Below are 17907 nucleotides of genomic sequence, written 5' to 3' on the forward strand. Positions count from 1 at the left end.
TGGCGGCCCTGGGCGGCGACGGCTCGGGCGGCGGCGACGGCGGCACGGTCGACGTCTACAACGACGGCTCCATCGAGACCGGCGTCGGCAGCGGCGGCGTGGGCTCGATCGGCATGTTCGCCCAGAGCGTGGGCGGCAGCGGCGGGGTCGGCGGCGGCGGCGGCGGCCTGGTCGGCATCGGCGGCGGCGGCGGCTCGTCCGGCGACGGCAAGAAGGTCACGGCCACCAACGACGGCGCCATCGTCACCCACAAGGACGAGTCCGTGGGCCTGTTCGCCCAGTCGGTGGGCGGCGGCGGCGGCAACGGCGCGGGCGGCGGCGGCGTGGTCGGCATCGGCGGCAAGGGCGGCGCGTCCGGCAAGGGCGGCGAGGTCGAGGTCACCAATCGCGGCTCCATCGAGACCAGCGGCGCCCAGTCTCAAGCGATCTTCGCCCAGTCGGTGGGCGGCGGCGGCGGCAACGGCGCGGGCGCCGGCGGCCTGGTGGCCATCGGCGGCGACGGCGGCGCGGGCGGCGAGGCCCTGGGCGTCACCGTCACCAACATCGGCGACCTGACCACCCACGGCTACGACTCCTATGCGGTGTTCGCCCAGAGCGTGGGCGGCGGCGGCGGCAACGGCGGCGGCGCGGGCGCCCAGTTCGCCATCGGCGGCGCCGGTTCGGGCGGCGGCCAGGGCGGCAATGTCACGGTCCAGAACCAGGGCAGCATCGTCACCGAGCTCGACGGCTCGGGCGGCATCTTCGCCCAGTCGGTGGGCGGCGGCGGCGGCAGCGGCGGCGACTCCGTCAGCCTGGGCCTGTTCGTCAATCTGTCGATCGGCGGCAACGGCGGCACGGCCAGTAAGGGCGGCGACGTCACGGTCGGCAACAGCGGCTCGATCGTCACCAAGGGCGACCGGGCCTCGGCCATCTACGCCCAGAGCGTGGGCGGCGGCGGCGGCAACGGCGGCTTCGGGGCCGGCGGAGCCATCGGCGTCTACGGCGCGGTCAGCATCGGCGTCGGCGGCGAAGGCGGCAAGGGCGGCGAAGGCGGCATCGTCCACGTCACGGCCGACGGCAGCCTGACCACCACCGGCGACGACTCGCGCGGCGTCTTCGCCCAGAGCGTGGGCGGCGGCGGCGGCGACGGCGGCTACACCGTGGCGGCGGCCTTGGCGGTCGGCGACGTGGGCGCGGTCTCGGGCGCGATCTCGGTCGGTGGCACGGGCGGCGACGGCGGCAAGGGCGGGGCGGTGACCATCGACCACGCCAGCACCCTGACCATCGACACCACGGGCGACCGCTCGGTCGGCATCTTCGCCCAGAGCGTGGGCGGCGGCGGCGGCAACGGCGGCTGGAGCGGCGCCATCGCCGCGGCGGTCTCGGGCGGCGGCAGCGCCAGCATCGGCGTGTCCGTGGGCGGCGAGGCCGGCAAGGGCGGCATCGGCGACAACGTGCTGATCGACACCGCCGGGACCATCCACACGCGCGGCGTCGCCGCCGCGGGCCTCTACGCCCAGAGCATCGGCGGCGGCGGCGGCACGGGCGGCTTCGCCCTGGCCGGCGCTCTGTCGGCCGGCACGGCGGCCGGCTCGGCCTCGGTCGGCGTGGGCGGCTCGGGCGGCGAGGGCGGCATGGCCGGTTCGGCCACCGTGCGCAGCGTTACCGACATCGTCACCGAAGGCGCTCGCTCGGCGGGCATCTTCGCCCAGGCCGTGGGCGGCGGCGGCGGCAGCGGCGGCTGGAGCGGCACGGTGGCCGGGGCGGCCGGCCAGGCCGGCGGCGCGGTCGGCGTCTCCATCGGCGGCAGCGGCGACAAGGGCGGCAAGGGCGGCGTCGTCGACATCGAGAGCCTGGGCTCCATCGAGACCCAGGGCGTGGATTCGGCCGGCATCTTCGGCCAGAGCATCGGCGGGGGCGGCGGCAGCGGCGGCTTCTCCATCGCGGCCGGCGTGGCCGTGGGGCAGGGCGCCCTGGGCGGCTCGGTCGGCGTGGGCGGCAGCGGCCTGGGCGGCGGCGACGCCGACACGGTCGACATCGACACCACCGGCTCGATCCACACCATCGGCGACCGGTCGGCGGGCGTGTTCGCCCAGAGCGTGGGCGGCGGCGGCGGCAACGGCGGTTGGAGCGGCTCGCTGGCCATCGCGGCGGGCCAGACGGCCGGCGCGGTCGGCGTCAGCGTCGGCGGCTCGGGCGGCCTGGGCGGCGACGGCAAGGTCGTCACGGTCAACAGCAAGGGCGCGATCACCACCGAAGGCCATGACGCCGCAGGCGTGCTGGCCCAGAGCATCGGCGGCGGCGGCGGCACGGGCGGCTTCTCGCTGGCGGCCGGCGTGGGCGCGGGCCAGACGGCCGGCTCGGCCACGGTCAGCGTCGGCGGCAACGGCGGCGCGGGCAACGACGCCGCGCTGGTCAAGGTGAGCAGCGACGGCGTGATCAGCACCACGGGCGACCGTTCGTACGGCGTCCAGGCCCAGAGCATCGGCGGCGGCGGCGGCAGCGGCGGCTTCACCGGCGCCCTGTCGGTGGGCGCGGGCCAGAGCACGGCGGCCATCGCGGTCGGCGTCGGCGGCTCGGGCGCCGGCGGCGGCAAGGGCGGCGATGTCGAGGTCGACGTCATCGACCTGATCCTGACCCTGGGCGACGACGCCACGGCCGTCCTGGCCCAGAGCATCGGCGGCGGCGGCGGCAGCGGCGGCTTCTCGTTGACCGGTTCGGCGGGCATCGGCCAGACCTCGGGTTCCGGTTCGCTGGGCATCGGCGGCAGCGGCGGCGCGGCGGGCGACGCGGGCGACCTGGTCAAGGTGACCAGCCACGCCGACATCTCCACCACCGGCGACCGGGCCAACGGCATCCAGGCCCAGAGCATCGGCGGCGGCGGCGGCGCGGGCGGCTGGACCGGCGCCCTGGCCATCGCCTCGGGCAACACCAGCGGCGCGGTCTCGGTCGGCGTCGGCGGCTCCGGCGCGGGCGGCGGCAACGGCAAGGAGGTCAAGGTCGACAGCTTCGGCCAGATCCTGACCACGGGCGTCGACGCGGTCGGCGTCCTGGCCCAGTCGGTGGGCGGCGGCGGCGGCAGCGGCGGCTTCTCCATCGCGGCGGGCGGCGCGGCCGGCCAGAGCACGGGCGCGGCCAGCCTCAGCATCGGCGGCGGCGGCGGCGTGGGCGGCGACGGCGGCGTCGTGACCGTCCACAGCTACGACCTGATCGAGACCACCAACGACCGCGCCTACGCGATCCAGGCCCAGTCCATCGGCGGCGGCGGCGGCAACGGCGGCTTCTCGGCGGCGGTGACGGCGGCCCTGTCGTCGGGCAAGCCGGTCGGCGTCGGGGTCTCCGTCGGCGGTTCCGGCGGCAGCGGCGGCGACGCCCAGACCGTCACGGTGATCAGCGACGTCGGCGCGGTGACGCATGGCGAAGAGGCCCACGGCCTGATCGCCCAGAGCATCGGCGGCGGCGGCGGCAGCGGCGGCTTCTCCATCGCCGGCGCCCTGACCCAAGGGACCAGCACCATCGGCATCTCGGCTAGTCTCGGCGGCTCCGGCGGTTCGGCGGGCGACGCTGGCGAGGTCTATGTCACCACCGACGGTGTGACCACCACCACCGGCTCGCGCGCCTACGGTGTGTTCGCCCAGAGCGTGGGCGGCGGCGGCGGCGACGGCGGCTTCGCCGGGGCCCTGACCGGCGGCCTGTCCTCGACCGACAACATCGCGCTCGGCGTGTCGCTGGGCGGCACGGGCGGCTCGGCCGGCATCGGCAAGAAGGTCGAGGTGACCAACAACGGCAAGGTCGGCACCACGGGCGACGGCGCCACGGCCATCTTCGCCCAGAGCGTGGGCGGCGGCGGCGGCGCGGGCGGCATGGCCGTCTCGGCGGCCCTGGGCGGCGCCAAGTCCAAGAACATCTCCCTGGCCCTGGGCGGCTCGGGCGGCGGCGGCGGCAAGGGCGGCGACGTCAAGGTCACCTCGACCGACCTGGTGGTCACCGAGGGCGACGACGCCACGGCCATCTTCGCCCAGAGCGTGGGCGGCGGCGGCGGGGCCGGCGGCGCGGCCGGGACCCTGGCTGTCTCGGGCGGCGAGTCCACCAACCTGTCGATGAACATGGGCGGTTCGGGCGCCACGGGCTCGATCGGCGGCAATGTCACGGTCGACAACAGCGGCACGGTGGTGACGCACGGCGAACAGTCGCACGGCATCTTCGCCGAGAGCATCGGCGGCGGCGGCGGCCACGGCGGCATGGCCGGCATCGACGAGAACCAGTGGTCCGACTACATGGCCGGCGGCGCCGGCACGGTCAGCCTGGGCTCCAAGAGCAACAACATCTCGGTCGCCCTGGGCGGTTCGGGCGGAACCGGCAACGACGGCGGCGAGGTCCGCGTGACCAACAGCGGCGTCGTGGCCTCCACGGGCGAGTCCCAGTCCAACGCCATCTACGCCCAGAGCATCGGCGGCGGCGGCGGCGACGCGGGCGTGGCCACGGCCGCTTCCGGCAGCTTCGGCCAGGGCCAGAACGGCACCTACGCCATCGCCCTGGGCGGCACGGGCGGCGCGGCCGGCGACGGCAAGCTGGTGGACGTCAAGAACACCGGCTCGCTGAGCACGGTGGGCGGCAATTCGTCCGGCATCGTGGCCCAGTCGGTGGGCGGTGGCGGCGGCAGCGGCGGCGACGCTCGCGGCTTCTCGCTGAGCTTCTCCAAGAAGGCGTCGGGCGCGGGCACGGCCAAGGCCACCTCGGTCAACGTCTCGATCGGCGGCCAGGGCGGCGCGGCCGGCGACGGCGGCGAGGTCTGGGTCGACAACAGCGGCCAGATCCTGACCGAAGGCGGCGATTCGCACGGCGTGTTCGCCCAGTCGGTGGGCGGCGGCGGCGGTCGCGGCGGCCTGATCTCGACCCAGGGCGAGGAGGTCGTCACCTTCCTCGACATGGCCAACAAGGGCGAGGCCAAGGGCGGCCAGATCGCCATCGGCGGTTCGGGCGCGGGCGGCGGCGACGGCTTCCTGGTCGACGTCAAGAACAGCGGCCTGATCTGGACCAAGGGCAAGGACTCGCACGGCGTGTTCGCCCAGTCGGTGGGCGGCGGCGGCGGCGACGGTGGCTCGGGCCTGGCCGGCCAGGTCAGCATCGGCGGCCAGGGCGGCGTGGCCGGCGACGGCGGCGAGGTGCGCGTGGTCAATAACGGGACCATCGTCACCGAAGGGGCCCTGTCGCGCGGCGTCTTCGCCCAGAGCGTGGGCGGCGGCGGCGGCACCGGCGGCGCCACCGACTACGACGGCGACGACACCTATTCCTACAGCCAGGGCCTGTCGGACACGATGAGCGTGGTCGGCAACATCACCGACACCATCGACCTGGTGAACTCCTTCAAGGAGCCCGACTGGGGCATCAGCATCGGCGGCACCGGCGGTTCGGCCGGTGACGGCGGCCTGGTGACGGTCACCAACAACGGCGCGATCTACACCTCGGGCCGCCTGTCGCACGGCATCATGGCCCAGAGCGTGGGCGGCGGCGGCGGCACGGGCGGCGAGGGGACCATCACCACCGTCGGCCAGATCGTGTTCTCCGGCGTGGGCGGCTCGGCCGGCGACGGCGGCGACGTCGTGGTCAAGAACACCGGCCTGATCCAGACCGAGGGCTTCGGCGCCTACGGCATCTTCGCCCAGAGCGTGGGCGGCGGCGGCGGCGTGGCCGGCGACGTCTCGCTGGGCATCGCCTCGTGGGGCGACCTCAGCGCCTTCGGCGGCGAGGACTACAGCGACTACGGCAAGCTGAGCCTCAACCCGCTGGACGGCTACGGCGGCGACGGCGGCGACGTGACGGTGACCAACACCGGCGACATCATCCTGCTGGGCGACGGCTCGGTCGGCATCTTCGCCCAGTCGGTGGGCGGCGGCGGCGGCCTGTTCGGCAGCGGCCTTGGCCTGTCGTTCGCCGGTTCGCTGGGCGGCACGGGCGACGCCGGCACGGTCACCGTGATCCAGAACGGCAACATCTGGACCGGCGGCAAGAACGGCGTCGGGGCCTTCTTCCAGAGCCAGGCGGGCGACATCGACCCGGTCTCGGCTCCCGTGGCGGGTTCATCCGCTCCGGCGGCCTCGGCCTTCACGCCCAAGGACATCGTCGCCACCCTGAACGGCGACGTCCGCGGCGGCACGGTCTACGGCAAGGGCGTCCAGATCGACGGCGGCAAGAACAACGTCATCACCCTGAACGGCGTGGTGTCGGCGGGTTCGGACCTGGCGATCCTGGGCTCGACCGGCAACGACGCGATCATCAGCAACAAGGGCGTGATCGGCAACATCGACCTGGGGAGCGGGACCAACAGCTTCCACAACACCGCGACCTCGATCCTGGAGTCGCTGGACTTCGTGAAGCTGGGCGGCGGCGATCTGCTCAACGACGGGGTCATGTCGCCGGGCGGGATCGACCATGTGCAGACCACCCGCGTGGAGGGCGACTTCACCCAGACCACGACCGGCGTGTTCCTGGCCGACCTCGACCTGGGCAAGACCGGCAAGGCGGGCGAGATCGATCGCCTGGACGTGACCGGCGCGCTGGACCTGAAGGGCAAGTTCGTCCTGCAGATCGCCGACGCGGGCCACATCCTGCCGGGCGACCACACCGCCACGATCCTGAACGGCACGGGCGCGCTGACGGCCTCGGGCCTGCAGCTGGTGGCCCCGACCTCGTCGATCGCCACCTTCGAGCTGAAGACCACGGCCGACGACCTGAACCTGCACTATGTGGTCGACTTCTCGCCGGCCGGGTTCAACGTCAACCGCACGGCCGTCGGCGATCACATCAACAACATCCAGCTGGCCGGCAGCTCCGACGGCTTCGCGCCGGTGGCGGCCGAGCTGTTCTGGGAGCCGTCGCAGACGAACCTCGCCAACTACTACGACAGCTTCAGCCCCGAGACCTATGCGACCCAGGTGGCGGTGACCAACTACGCCATCGCCGGGTTCACGGACTCGCTGATGAGCTGTCCGACCGCTCCGGGCGCGGACACGGCGGCCGCCTGCGTCTGGGCCAAGCCCAGCGCGCGCCGGCTGACCCTGGACGCCACTGCTCAGGACATGGCCTACGAAGAGCGTTCGACGGGCCTGTCGGGCGGCTTCGAGGACGGCAACGACCAGTGGCGCTTCGGTGCGGCCGCCTCGGCCGAGGACCTGCGTACGGGCGTCAAGTACCGCACCCAGGGCAACGGCGAGCGCTATCAGTTCGGCGCGGTGGTCAAACACGTCCGGGGCCCGCTGACGGCGGCCCTGGCCTTCGACGCCGGTACGAGCAAGGTGGAGACGAGCCGAGCGGTGCTGCTGCCCTCGGGCCTGCGGATGGCCAAGGGCGAGCAGAACATGGGCTTCAAGGCCCTGACCGCGCGGGTCAGCTACCGCCTGGGCGAGGACAAGGCCTACGTCAAGCCGATCGCCGAGCTGAACACCAGCGCGATCACCACCCACGCCTTCGTCGAAGAGGGCGCGGGCGCGCTGAACCTGGTGGCCCCGCGCCAGACCGACAAGGCCACCCGCGCCAGCGTCAAGGTCGAGGTCGGCGGCGAGTTCATGCAGGGCGTCACGGCCATCCGGCCCTATGCCCGCGTCGGCGCCAGCCAGACCCTGTCGGGCCGGGCCCCGCTGTTCACCGCCGCCTTCCAGGCCGCCCCGACTCCGTCGGGCCAGTTCAGCGTCGCGGGCCGGACGGACAAGACCACGCTCGACACCGAGCTGGGCGTGACCATCGTCGGGGGCAACGGCGCCAGCGCCAAGCTCAACTGGTCAGGCCAGTTCGGCGACCGGGTCGACAACCAGAGCTTGGCGGTGAAGTTCAGCGTGCCGTTCTAGCGCCGGACCGCATCAAGCCGACGGGCAGGGCCTTGCGCGAAACCCGTCCGGCTTGATACTTCCACCCTTCGCACGACGGGGCGGGCTTGTTGGCCCGTCCCGTCGTCGCTATTTCGCGCTCTTCGTATTCCCTGACAGACGAGACCACGCCCGTGGCGAAACCGGCCAAAGCCATCATTCTCAGCGCCGGCCAGGGCAAGCGCCTGTCGCCCCTGACCGACACCCGCCCCAAGTGCCTGGTGGAGCTGTCGGGCCGCACCGTGCTGCACTGGCAGCTCAAGCACCTGGCCGAGGCCGGGATCACCGAGGCGGTGGTGGTGACCGGCTTCGCGGCCGACACGGTCGAGGCCGAGATCGCCAGCCTGAACATCCCCGGCCTGAAGGCGCGGACCCTGTTCAACCCGTTCTATGCCCTGACAGACAACCTGGCGACCTGCTGGCTGGCGCGCGGCGAGATGCGCGGCGACTTCCTGCTGCTGAACGGCGACACCTTGTTCGAGCGCGCCATCGCCGAGACCCTGATCGCCGCCCCGTCGGCGCCGATCACCGTCACCATCGACCGCAAGGCCGCCGGCTACGACGCCGACGACATGAAGGTGCTGACGGAAGGTTTGTCCCTGCGCGCCATCGGCAAGACCATCGAGCAGTACGACGCGGAGTCCATCGGCTTCCTGAAGTTCGATCCCGAAGGCGCGACCCTGTTCACCCGCATCGTCGAGCAGGCCCTGCGCACGCCCGAAGGCCTCAAGCGCTGGTATCTCAGCGTCATCAACCAGATCGCTCAGGACCATGACGTGGTCCGCGTGCAGTCCATCGAAGGCAAGCAATGGGCCGAGATGGACTTCCCCGAGGACCTGCCCCGGAACCACGAGCTGGCCGCCGCCTGGGTGGCCGCAGGCGAGTAGGGCGCTAGCCGCCGCTCTTGAGCAGGGCGACGGCGCGGGCCAGCTGGACGTCGGAAACCTCTCCGGGCGCCGGAGTCACCGTCAGGTCCGGCGTGATCCCGACCGCGTCGATCGCCGCGCCCGAGGCGCGATAGAAATAGGACGTCGTCATCTTCAGGGCGCCGTCCACGCCGCCGCGCAGCGGCATCACCGTCTGGATCGAGCCGCGACCGAGGCTGGGCTGGCCCACAAGCCTGGCGCGGCGGTTGTCCTGCAGGGCGGCTGCGATGATCTCGGCGCCGGCCGCCGTGCCGCCGTTGATCAGCACCACCATCGGCAAGCCATTGGCGGCGTCGCCGGCGTGAGCGGTGTAGCGTCGGGTGTCGTCGTTCCCGCGACCGCGCTGCAAGAAGACCTGTCCCTCGTTCAGAAACAGGTCCGATACCGACACGGATTGATCGACCAGGCCGCCGGGATTGTCGCGCAGGTCCAGAACCACGCCCTTCATTTCCGGGTGATCGCGTCGCAGTTCGCGCAGGGCGGTGTCGAGCGTTCCGGTGGCGGTTTCGTCGAGGCGCGGCAACAGCAGATAGGCGTAGTCGCCTTCCATGCGCGCGGTCGCTGTACTGGAGGCGACGCCCTCGCGGACGAGAGCGACGTCCAGCCGTTCGCGCAGGTCGCGGATGACCGACACCTTGACCGTGCTTCCCGGCGGGCCGCTGAGCTTCGAGCGCAGGCGGGCGTCGGTGTCGCCCAGCACGCTCAGGCCGTCGATGGCGACGACGTAGTCGCCACGGCGCAGGCCGCCCTTGGCCGCAGGGCCGTCGCTGGCGAGCATGACGATCCGGGCCACGCCGTCCGCGTTGTTGGTCGACAGGCCGACGCCCACCGCGGACCCGCGCTCGCCCAGGGTTTCGACCTCTTCGGCCGTAATATATTCCGAGTGAGGGTCGAGGGACTGCATCATGCCGTCGATCGCGGCCTCGACCGCCTTGCGGGCGTCGATCGGCGTGACGTGCTGGAGCTCCGCCGTCTGGAGCGCGTCGCCGAAGACCTCCAGCATCTGGAGCGTGGTCGACTTGGTGTCGCCGGCCACGGCGTGGCCATGGAGCAAGAGCCCGGTCGCCAGTCCAAGCGTGATCGCCCACATCGGTTTCGCCGCCCAGGATCGCGCCATGATCGCCCCCCAAATCCCTTGTGGAGCAAGCGATACCTTAAAGCTTGCAAGGCCGGAAGGCGCCCGTCGGCGCCGGGAAAGCGCTCAGTCGGCGCCCGATCGCCCGTCACGCGAGCGTCACCGAACGGCCTTATACGGCGCGGGTTCGCCTAAGTAAGCGAGTTCTTATAAGCGGGTGGCCCTCGATGGCCTTTCCCCGCGATTCTCGCGCGCAGGCTTCAAGGTCTCGGTCACGGTTTCAGAGGGGTAGTCATGTCTCGTTTTTCGGCCCGCAAGGGCGCTTTGCTGTTGGGCGCGGGTCTCTCCGCCCTCTCGTTCGCCTCTTTGGCGTTCGCCACCGCTGCTCTGGCCCAGGAAGCGGCGCCGACCGCCCTGGACGAGATCGTCGTCACCGCCGAGCGCCGCTCGGAAAACCTGCAGAAAGTGCCGGTGTCGGTGGCCGTGGTCGGCGGCGAACAACTGCGCGCCGTCAACGCCGACGGTTCGGACATCCTGGCCCTGTCGGGCAAGGTGCCCAGCTTCTACGCCGAGACCACCACGGGCCGGATCTTTCCGCGCTTCTACATCCGTGGCCTGGGCAACATCGACTTCTACCTCGGCGCCTCGCAGCCGGTGTCGATCATCCATGACGACGTCGTGCTGGAACACGTGGTGCTGAAGTCCAACCCGCTGTTCGACGTCAAGCAGGTGGAAGTGCTGCGCGGCCCGCAGGGCTCGCTGTTCGGCCGCAACACCACCGCCGGCATCGTCAAGTTCGACACCAACAAGCCGACCCAGACCCTGGAAGGCCGCGCCAGCGCCTCGTACGGCACCTACGGCACCACCACCTTCGACGGCGGCATCGGCGGCCCGATCGTGGCCGACAAGCTGGCCTTCCGCGTCTCGGCCCTCTACCAGCACCGCGACGACTATGTGGACAACACCTTCGCCGGCGCCAGCGCCGACGGCACCGTCACGCCGAAGAAGAACGCCATGGGCGGCTTCGACGAGAAGGACGCCCGCATCCAGTTGCTGTTCACCCCGAACGAGCAGCTGAGCGTCCTGGCCTCGGCCCACGCCCGCAACTACGAGGGCACCTCGACCCTGTTCCTGCGCCAGGCGCTGAAGAAGGGCTCCAACAACTCGACCGCCCCGCGCGACAGCGTCGCCTTCGACGAAGCCGCCAACAACCCGCAGGCCTACGACACGCAAGGCGCGTCGCTGAACATCGGCTACGACTTCGGCCCGGTGACCCTGACCTCGATCAGCGCCTACGAGACCACCAACGGCTACAGCCGCGGCGACACCGACGGCGGCGCGGCGGCCAACTATCCGGTGGGCGGCGTTCCCAACGGCTTCGGCCAATCGATGGGCCAGGTCCGCGACCTGGACCAGCTGACCCAGGAAATCCGCCTGGCCAGCAACGGCGAGGACCGCCTGAAGTGGCAGGTCGGCGCCCTGTACTTCGACTCGCGCGACACCACCGACTTCTACCAGCGCGCCTATTTCCTGACGCCCGGGACCACCGGCTACAACCCCAACAACTGGGTGCGCCTGAACAACCTGAACACCTCGTGGGCGGTGTTCGGCCAGGTCAGCTACAAGGTCACCGACGCCCTGACGATCACCGGCGGCCTGCGCGACACCTTCGACGCCAAGAAGACGGTGCTGGCCAAGACCGCCAACAACGCCGCCAACGTCCAGACCTATACCGGCCGCCGCTACGTGCGCCTGTCGGACGAGCAGGTCAGCTGGGACCTGTCGGCCAACTACGAGGTCACCCCTGACCTGAACCTCTACGCCCGCGTGGCCAAGGGCTTCCGCGGCCCGACCATCCAGGGCCGCTCGGCGGTGTTCAACACCGACTTCACCACCGCCAATTCCGAAACGATCCTGTCGTGGGAAGCCGGCTTCAAGAGCACCCTGCTGGACAACACCCTGCGCCTGAACGCCTCGGCCTTCACCTACGAGGTCAAGGACATCCAGCTGAACGGCAACGACTCCAACGGCAACGGCGTGCTGTTCAACGCCGACAAGGCCAAGGCCTACGGCCTGGAAGCCGACGCCGAATGGCGCCCGATCCAGAACCTGACCCTGACGGCCGGCGTCAGCCTGCTGCACAGCGAGATCCAGGACGACCGCGTCTACGCCCAGGTCTGCGCGCTCAACAGCGTGGTGGTCTGCACCGTCAAGAGCCCGCTCAAGGCCATCGTCGGTCCGTTCGGCACCAACTACTACACCCAGATCGACGGCAACCCGCTGCCCAACGCGCCGAAGTACAACTTCAGCTTCACGGGTCGCTACGACGTGCCGGTGGGCGCCGACGGCAAGCTGTTCGTCGCCACCGACTGGAACGTGCAGGGCTACACCAACTTCGTGCTCTACAAGACCGACGAGTTCTACTCGAAGGACAACTTCGAAGGCGGTCTGAAGCTGGGCTACGAGGGCGGCGACGGCGCTTACGAGGTGGCCCTGTTCGGCCGCAACATCACCAACGAGAAGAACCTCAAGGGCGTGATCGAGAACTACATGGCGGCCGTCTACAACGAGCCGCGCATCGTCGGCATCTCGGTCAGCGCCAAGCTGAAGTAACCGACTCCAACGTTCCTGGACGTTCAGAAACCCCGGCGCCGGCCTCGGCGTCGGGGTTTTCCTTATCCGTTTCTCAGGGTTTTCCATGAGTTGTGTCGGATAAAACTTCCATCAATGATTGCGGTCGGGGGCCAGTTCGGTCAGGCTCGCCCTCGGGACGACGCTCGCTCAGTGTCGCGTCGGAGAGTCGCGATGCGGCGTCCCGCTTCGAGAAAGCCAATCTTTGAAGGGACGAGGGAGCATCCATGTCACTGAGAGTTAACGGTCCGCCGCTGAGCCCGGGCGACAGCCCGCCGCCGCAAGACAACAACACCGACGGCTGGGCCTCGCGCCTGGCCAAGCTGATCCCGGCCGAGGCGCTGGGCACCTACGGCGCGGCCACGGGCCTGGTGCCCACCACCATCGACAGCACGTTGCGGCTGGTCCTGCTGATCGTGATCGCCCTGATCTGCATCGCGATCCTGATCGCGGTCCGCATCAAGTCCACGTCGAAGGGCGGGGTGAAGCCCCAGGCGCTGGGGATCACGATCTCGGCCATCTCCTTCGTGATCTGGGTCTCGACCCTGGGCTCGAACTCGCCCATTCCCTGGCCGTCGTCGGTGGCGTTCATTCCCGCCATCCTGGCCTTGCTGTGGGTCGGCGCCGTCGGCGTCTTCTATCGCGGCGACGAGGGGAACACGCCCGAGGCCGCCACCAGCTAGGCGGGCGCGCCCTCGACGATGGACCGCACCAGGTCCAGGTCGGCCGGCTTGTCGACGTCCACCGCCGCCAAGCCGTGCCGGGCCCGGACCGCCGCCGCCTTGACGCCCGCCAGGGCGCCGATGCGGGCGACCATCTCGTCCAGGGTCATGCGACCCAGCAGGTAGCGCACCAGCATGGCCGGCCCGAACAGGGCGGCGATCTTCCACGGCTTCTTGCGGTGCTTCTCGACCGTGCGCCAAAGGTCGATGGCCTTCAGCGACGCCGGGGTCTTCAGGTAGAACAGGTTGCAGCCCGAATAGCGGCCGTCGCGGAACGCCAGATAGGTGCGCTTGGTGGTCGGGGCCGCGGCCTGGACCAGGGCTTCCTCGCCCAGCAGGATGGCGATGTCGGCTTCGGCAGGCGTGTCGGCGATGAAGTCGGTCACCCAGTCCGGCTGGAGCAGGGCGTGGTCCACCGTGGTGACCAGCAGCGGCGTGCCCATGGCCTGCGCGCCCTCGTGGACGCTCTGGCTGGGGCCGGCGGCGGATGGCAGGCGCTGGAGACCGGCGCGGGTCTTCTCGGCCGCCAGGGCCTCTTGCAGGGCCGCGTCGTTGGTCGAGACGGCGATGCGCTCGGCCCCGGCCTGGTCCAGCGCGCCCAGCACGCGGTTCAGCAGGGTCCGGCCGCCCAGGACGATCAGGCCCTTCTGGCTGACGCCGGCATAGTCGGCCACGGGATCGACCCCGCCGCGCGAACCGGCCAGCACCAGGGCCTGGAAGGGCGCGGTCAAAGCTGTTTCTCGTAGATGCGGTAGGTCTTGTAGATCTCCGCGCCCATGGCCTCGGAAATCCGGCGCATGGCCGTGTTGTCCTCCAGGATCCACGAGAACTCGAACTTGTCGTAGCCGAGCGCGATACCGGCGTCGCGGCCGGCGTTCATCAGGTGGAAGGGCACGACCTGGCCGCGCAGGGTGTCGGCGAACTTCTTCTTCAGGCCCATCAGCGGAATGCGGATCGACTTCACGCGCTTGACCTTCAGCCGCCACAGCAGCTTGGCCCAGCCGAAGGGCAGCAGCTTGCCGTTCAGCCCCTCGATGGCCTCGTTGACGTTGGGCAGCAGCACGATGAAGGCGGCGACCTCGCCGTCGATCTCGGCGAACAGCACTAGGCGCGGGTCGAGCACGTCCTTCAGGGCCTTGCCCAGCTGGGCGGTCTCGGCCTCGGTGGTCGGCACGAAGCCCCAGTTCTGCGACCAGGCGTCGTTGAGGATGGCGGTGAGGGCTTTGACCTCCTCGTCGTAGCGGCTCATGTCCAGCTGGCGCAGGATCACGCCCTCGGGCAGGCCGCGCTTGACCCGGCGCACCACCACGGGCGGCAGGGCCGCGCGCGGGTCGCAGACATAGGCGTAGACGTCCTTGGCCTTGACGTAGCCCTGCTCCTCGACCCGGGCGGGGGTGTAGCGCGGATCGTGGCCCATCATCACCATGGGCTTGGTGTCGTAGCCGTCGACCAGCAGGCCGACCTCTTCGTTGATCGACAGGTTGAACGGGCCCAGCGCCCGGGTGCAGCCGCGCGCCTTCAGCCAGTCCTCGGCGGTGCGGAACAGCAGGCTGAAGATGGCCGGGTCGTCCTCGGCGGCGATCATGCCGAAATTGCCGGTCGTTCCGCTGCCGACCTCGGTGGCCAGATGGTCGATGGTGGCGCTGATCCGGCCCACGTCGCGGCCGCCGCGCACCGCCAGCCACAGCTGGACGTCGGCGTGTTGGAAGAACGGGTTGGTGGCCGGCGTCAGGGCCGCCAGCCGCTCGTACATCAGCGGCGTGACCCAGTTGGGGTCCTTGGCGTTGAGGCGGTTGGCCAGTTCGACGAAGCGCTTCAGCTCGGCCTTGGTGGAGACGGGAATGACCGTGAGATCGGAATCGACGGTGTCGAACGGCATTCAGCCCTCCAGGACTACAAGCGCGTAAATGGCGAGGGCGGCGAAGATGACCGGGCCGCCCCAGACGGCCAGGATGGGCGACAGCGACCCGCCTTCGCCCAGGGCCGAGAGCAGGCCGTTGATGACCAGGAACAGAAGTCCGGCGGCCAGGCCTCCGGTCAGCAGGGTCGCGCCCTGTCCGCTGCGGAAATTGGCCAGGGCGACGGGGGCGCTGAGCAGCAGCATCACCAAGGCCGCGAACGGTCCGGCGAAGGCGCCCAGGAAGCGGGTCTCGTAGAAGGTGGACGGCCGGTCGCCGCCGCCGTTCAGCAGGGCCCGGCGGGCCGTGGCGGCGGTGGGCACGGGGCTGTCGGCGAACAGGGCCTGGACGTCCTGGCGGTGCAGGGGCGAGGGCCAGCTCAGCGTATCGGCCGAGGTGACCGAAATCTGCTCGCCGCTGAACCGGACGATGGTCGGCTTGACCAGGGTCCAGCCCGCGCCGCGGGCGTAGGTGGCGCTGGGGGCCTCGATGCGCTCGATCAGCCGGCCGGCCGTGTCGCGGCGATAGACCTTCACCGTGTTCAGCACCCGTCCGTCGGTCGAGGCGCCGGCGGCGATCACCAGGTCGTCGCCGGCCCGGAAGGTGCGCGGGCCCGGGACCTTGCGGTCGGCGACGGGAGTGGTGGCCCGCCACCAGTCGGCCAGGACCGGATCGGTGCGCGGGGCGATGATCTGGGCGCAGCTGAAGTCGATGGCCATGACCAGCAGGGCCACGGGCAGGGCCATGCCGACGATGCGATAGGCCGAGATGCCGGTGGCGCGCATGGCGATCACGGCGCTCTCGCGCGCCAGCTGCGAGAAGGCGAACAGGCCGCCGGCCAGGGTGGCGATGGGCGCCACCTGCTCGATCAGGCGCGGCGAGCGCAGGGCGGCGTAGTACAGTACCCCGGCCATGCCCAGGCCCCGGTCCAGGATGTCGGTGGTCACTTCCAGCAGGTCGAGGATCTGCAGGATCGAGAACAGGATCAGGGCCGCGCCGAGCACGCGCGTGCCCACCGTGCGCAGGACGTAGAGCTGGATCTTCATGCTTCGACCTGCTCGTCGAACTTGGAGCGGAAGCGGCGGCGCAGGCGCTTGATGCCCACGCCCAGGCGGCGGATCAGCTCGGTGACCGGGGTCTGGCCGGGCCGCTTGCGGCTGCCGATGAACATCCAGAGGCTGAGGCCCACGAAGATCGACCACGGCAGGCCGATCGCCATCAGGGGCATGGCCTTGCCGGACTCGGCCATGCTCTGGCCCAGCTGCAGGCTGTGCTGGAAGGCCAGCAGCAGCACGCCGGCGATGATCAGGCCGGGCGTGCGGTTGCCGCGCTTGGCGGCCAGGCCCAGTGGGAAGGCCAGCAGCGGCAGGAAGGGCAGGAACAGGGCTCGGGCCACGCGCCCGTACAGCTCGGCCAGCAGGGTGGCGCGCGGCACGACGGGGTGGGGATTGTCGGCCTGCCGGGCCAGCTCGCCCAGGGTCAGCTCGCGCTCGTCGCCGCCGCGGTCGCGCAGCAGGGCCGCCGCGCCGGCCAGGGGGACGTTGGTGGTGAACTGGTCGAAGACCAGGGTGCGGTACTGGCCGCGCGCGTCGATGCCGATCCGCTGGCCCTTGCGCAGCAGCATGGTGACGTTCTTGCCGTCCGGGGCGGCGCGCAGGTCGGCCGTGGCGGCGGTGATCACCTCCTCGTGGCCGGCCACATCGACGCGGCGGATGAACACCCGGGTCAGTTGCTGGCCGGCCGCGTCGGCGCCGTCGGCGGTCATCAGCAGCTTGGGCTCGTCGATGAAGGACCCACCGTTCAGCTTGCCGTTCCAGCCGGCGTTGATCGCCTCGTGCATCACGGCGCGATAGGCGTAGCGGCTGTAGGGCTGCATGTAGCCGAAGACGACCAGGCTGAAGATCATCAGGAACACGCCCACGCAGACGAACGGCGCGGCCACGCGGGTCAGGGACTGGCCGCTGGCCAGCAGGGCGTCGATCTCAGAGCCGTCGGAAAGCTTGGTGATGACGATGAACAGCGCCACGAAGAAGGCCACCGGCAGGGCCAGGCCCAGATAGTGCGGCACCAGGTTGGCGGCCAGCTGGGTGACGTAGCCGAAGCGGGCGCTGCTCTGGGACAGCACGTCCAGCAGGCGCAGCACGCGCTCCAGCAGCAGGGCGATCACGGTCACGCCCAGGCAGCCGACGATCGGCCAGACCAGCAGGCGCAGCAGATAGGCGTCGATCAGCCGAAAGCGCGACGTGCCGTGCGGCGTGGGGATGGGCTTCTTCTTTTTCACGCGACCGACCAGACCTGGGCCAGTTCGCCGGCCAGGCGCTCGGCGCCGTCCAGGCCTAGGTCGACGGCTTCGCCCAGGGCGGGCGCGGCGGGCCAGCCGGCGTCGGCGAAGACGCGCCCGTCGTGTTCACGCGTCCCGGCGTAGCGGGGGATCACGTGGAAATGCACGTCCCTGTCGACCATCATCAGCATCAGGTAGTTGATCTTCTCGTAGGCGACCACCTTGCCCAGCATCCGTTCGATACCGTCGACCGCCGTCTTGAGATCGGCGAAGGCGGCGGGACTCAGTTGCGAGAAGGCCTGGGCCGACTCTTTGCATATCAGGACCAGAGACCCAAACGTCGGTTGCTTGGGTCGGACCAGCACCAGCCAGCTTTCGGTTTCGGCGACCTTGGTGCGGGGAAAGCCGAAAGCCTCGGCGGTGGGATTGGTCATGTCGGCCTCGCCTCGGGGCGTACGCCGCCGTCGCGGCTACAATAGGGATGCGCCCTTTTGCAGGGAAGGGCGATCCATGGCGTTCACATCGGTTCCGGA

Annotated in this window: 10 protein-coding genes; 4 read left to right on the plus strand and 6 right to left on the minus strand. The window is 70.8% G+C overall.

All coding sequences use genetic code 11. The annotated features are described in order from the left end of the window. Together AC07OA_RS06290 and AC07OA_RS06295 are read left to right on the plus strand one after the other, a co-directional pair. Window positions 1–7823, plus strand: a 7823-nt coding sequence (locus AC07OA_RS06290) for a hypothetical protein (protein ID WP_494662933.1), incomplete at its 5' end; no start/stop codon positions are given. 152 nt (window positions 7824–7975) lie between these two features. Continuing rightward, window positions 7976–8728 (plus strand): phosphocholine cytidylyltransferase family protein, encoded by a 753-nt coding sequence (locus AC07OA_RS06295; protein ID WP_494662934.1) that lies wholly within the window; start codon window positions 7976–7978, stop codon window positions 8726–8728. A gap of 4 nt (window positions 8729–8732) precedes the next feature. Here AC07OA_RS06295 and AC07OA_RS06300 read toward each other — a convergent pair whose 3' ends face one another. Next, window positions 8733–9884 (minus strand): S41 family peptidase, encoded by a 1152-nt coding sequence (locus AC07OA_RS06300; protein ID WP_494662935.1) that lies wholly within the window; start codon window positions 9882–9884, stop codon window positions 8733–8735. Window positions 9885–10136: 252 nt separating this feature from the next. Between AC07OA_RS06300 and AC07OA_RS06305 the strand changes: the two genes are divergently transcribed. Further along, window positions 10137–12455 (plus strand): TonB-dependent receptor, encoded by a 2319-nt coding sequence (locus AC07OA_RS06305; protein WP_494662936.1) that lies wholly within the window; start codon window positions 10137–10139, stop codon window positions 12453–12455. A 245-nt stretch (window positions 12456–12700) separates the two neighbouring features. After that, the gene (locus AC07OA_RS06310) at window positions 12701–13156 is read left to right on the plus strand and encodes a hypothetical protein (RefSeq protein ID WP_494662937.1); all 456 of its coding nucleotides are present in this window, start codon (window positions 12701–12703) and stop codon (window positions 13154–13156) included. Here AC07OA_RS06310 and mobA read toward each other — a convergent pair. The 5 genes from mobA to AC07OA_RS06335 are packed head-to-tail and all read right to left on the minus strand — an operon-like array spanning window position 13153 to window position 17808. Next, window positions 13153–13926, minus strand: coding sequence for a molybdenum cofactor guanylyltransferase (gene mobA / locus AC07OA_RS06315; protein WP_494662938.1), 774 nt, complete (start codon window positions 13924–13926; stop codon window positions 13153–13155). The genes AC07OA_RS06310 and mobA overlap by 4 nt on opposite strands. Next, window positions 13923–15074: a dATP pyrophosphohydrolase gene (locus AC07OA_RS06320; RefSeq protein ID WP_494662939.1), complete on the minus strand. Its 1152-nt coding sequence runs from the start codon at window positions 15072–15074 to the stop codon at window positions 13923–13925. Before AC07OA_RS06320 ends, mobA begins: the two co-directional genes overlap by 4 nt. Beyond that, window positions 15075–16139, minus strand: coding sequence for an LptF/LptG family permease (locus AC07OA_RS06325; protein WP_494662940.1), 1065 nt, complete (start codon window positions 16137–16139; stop codon window positions 15075–15077). It lies immediately after the preceding gene. Next, window positions 16136–17374, minus strand: a complete 1239-nt coding sequence (locus tag AC07OA_RS06330) for an LptF/LptG family permease (protein ID WP_494662941.1) — start codon at window positions 17372–17374, stop codon at window positions 16136–16138. Before AC07OA_RS06330 ends, AC07OA_RS06325 begins: the two co-directional genes overlap by 4 nt. Beyond that, on the minus strand, window positions 17371–17808 hold the full coding sequence (locus tag AC07OA_RS06335; RefSeq protein ID WP_494662942.1) for an HIT family protein: 438 nt from the start codon (window positions 17806–17808) through the stop codon (window positions 17371–17373). The genes AC07OA_RS06330 and AC07OA_RS06335 overlap by 4 nt, the downstream gene beginning before the upstream one ends. Between the last annotated feature and the right edge of the window lie 99 nt (window positions 17809–17907).

Source organism: Caulobacter sp. GW821-FHT09B08 (assembly GCF_059418225.1).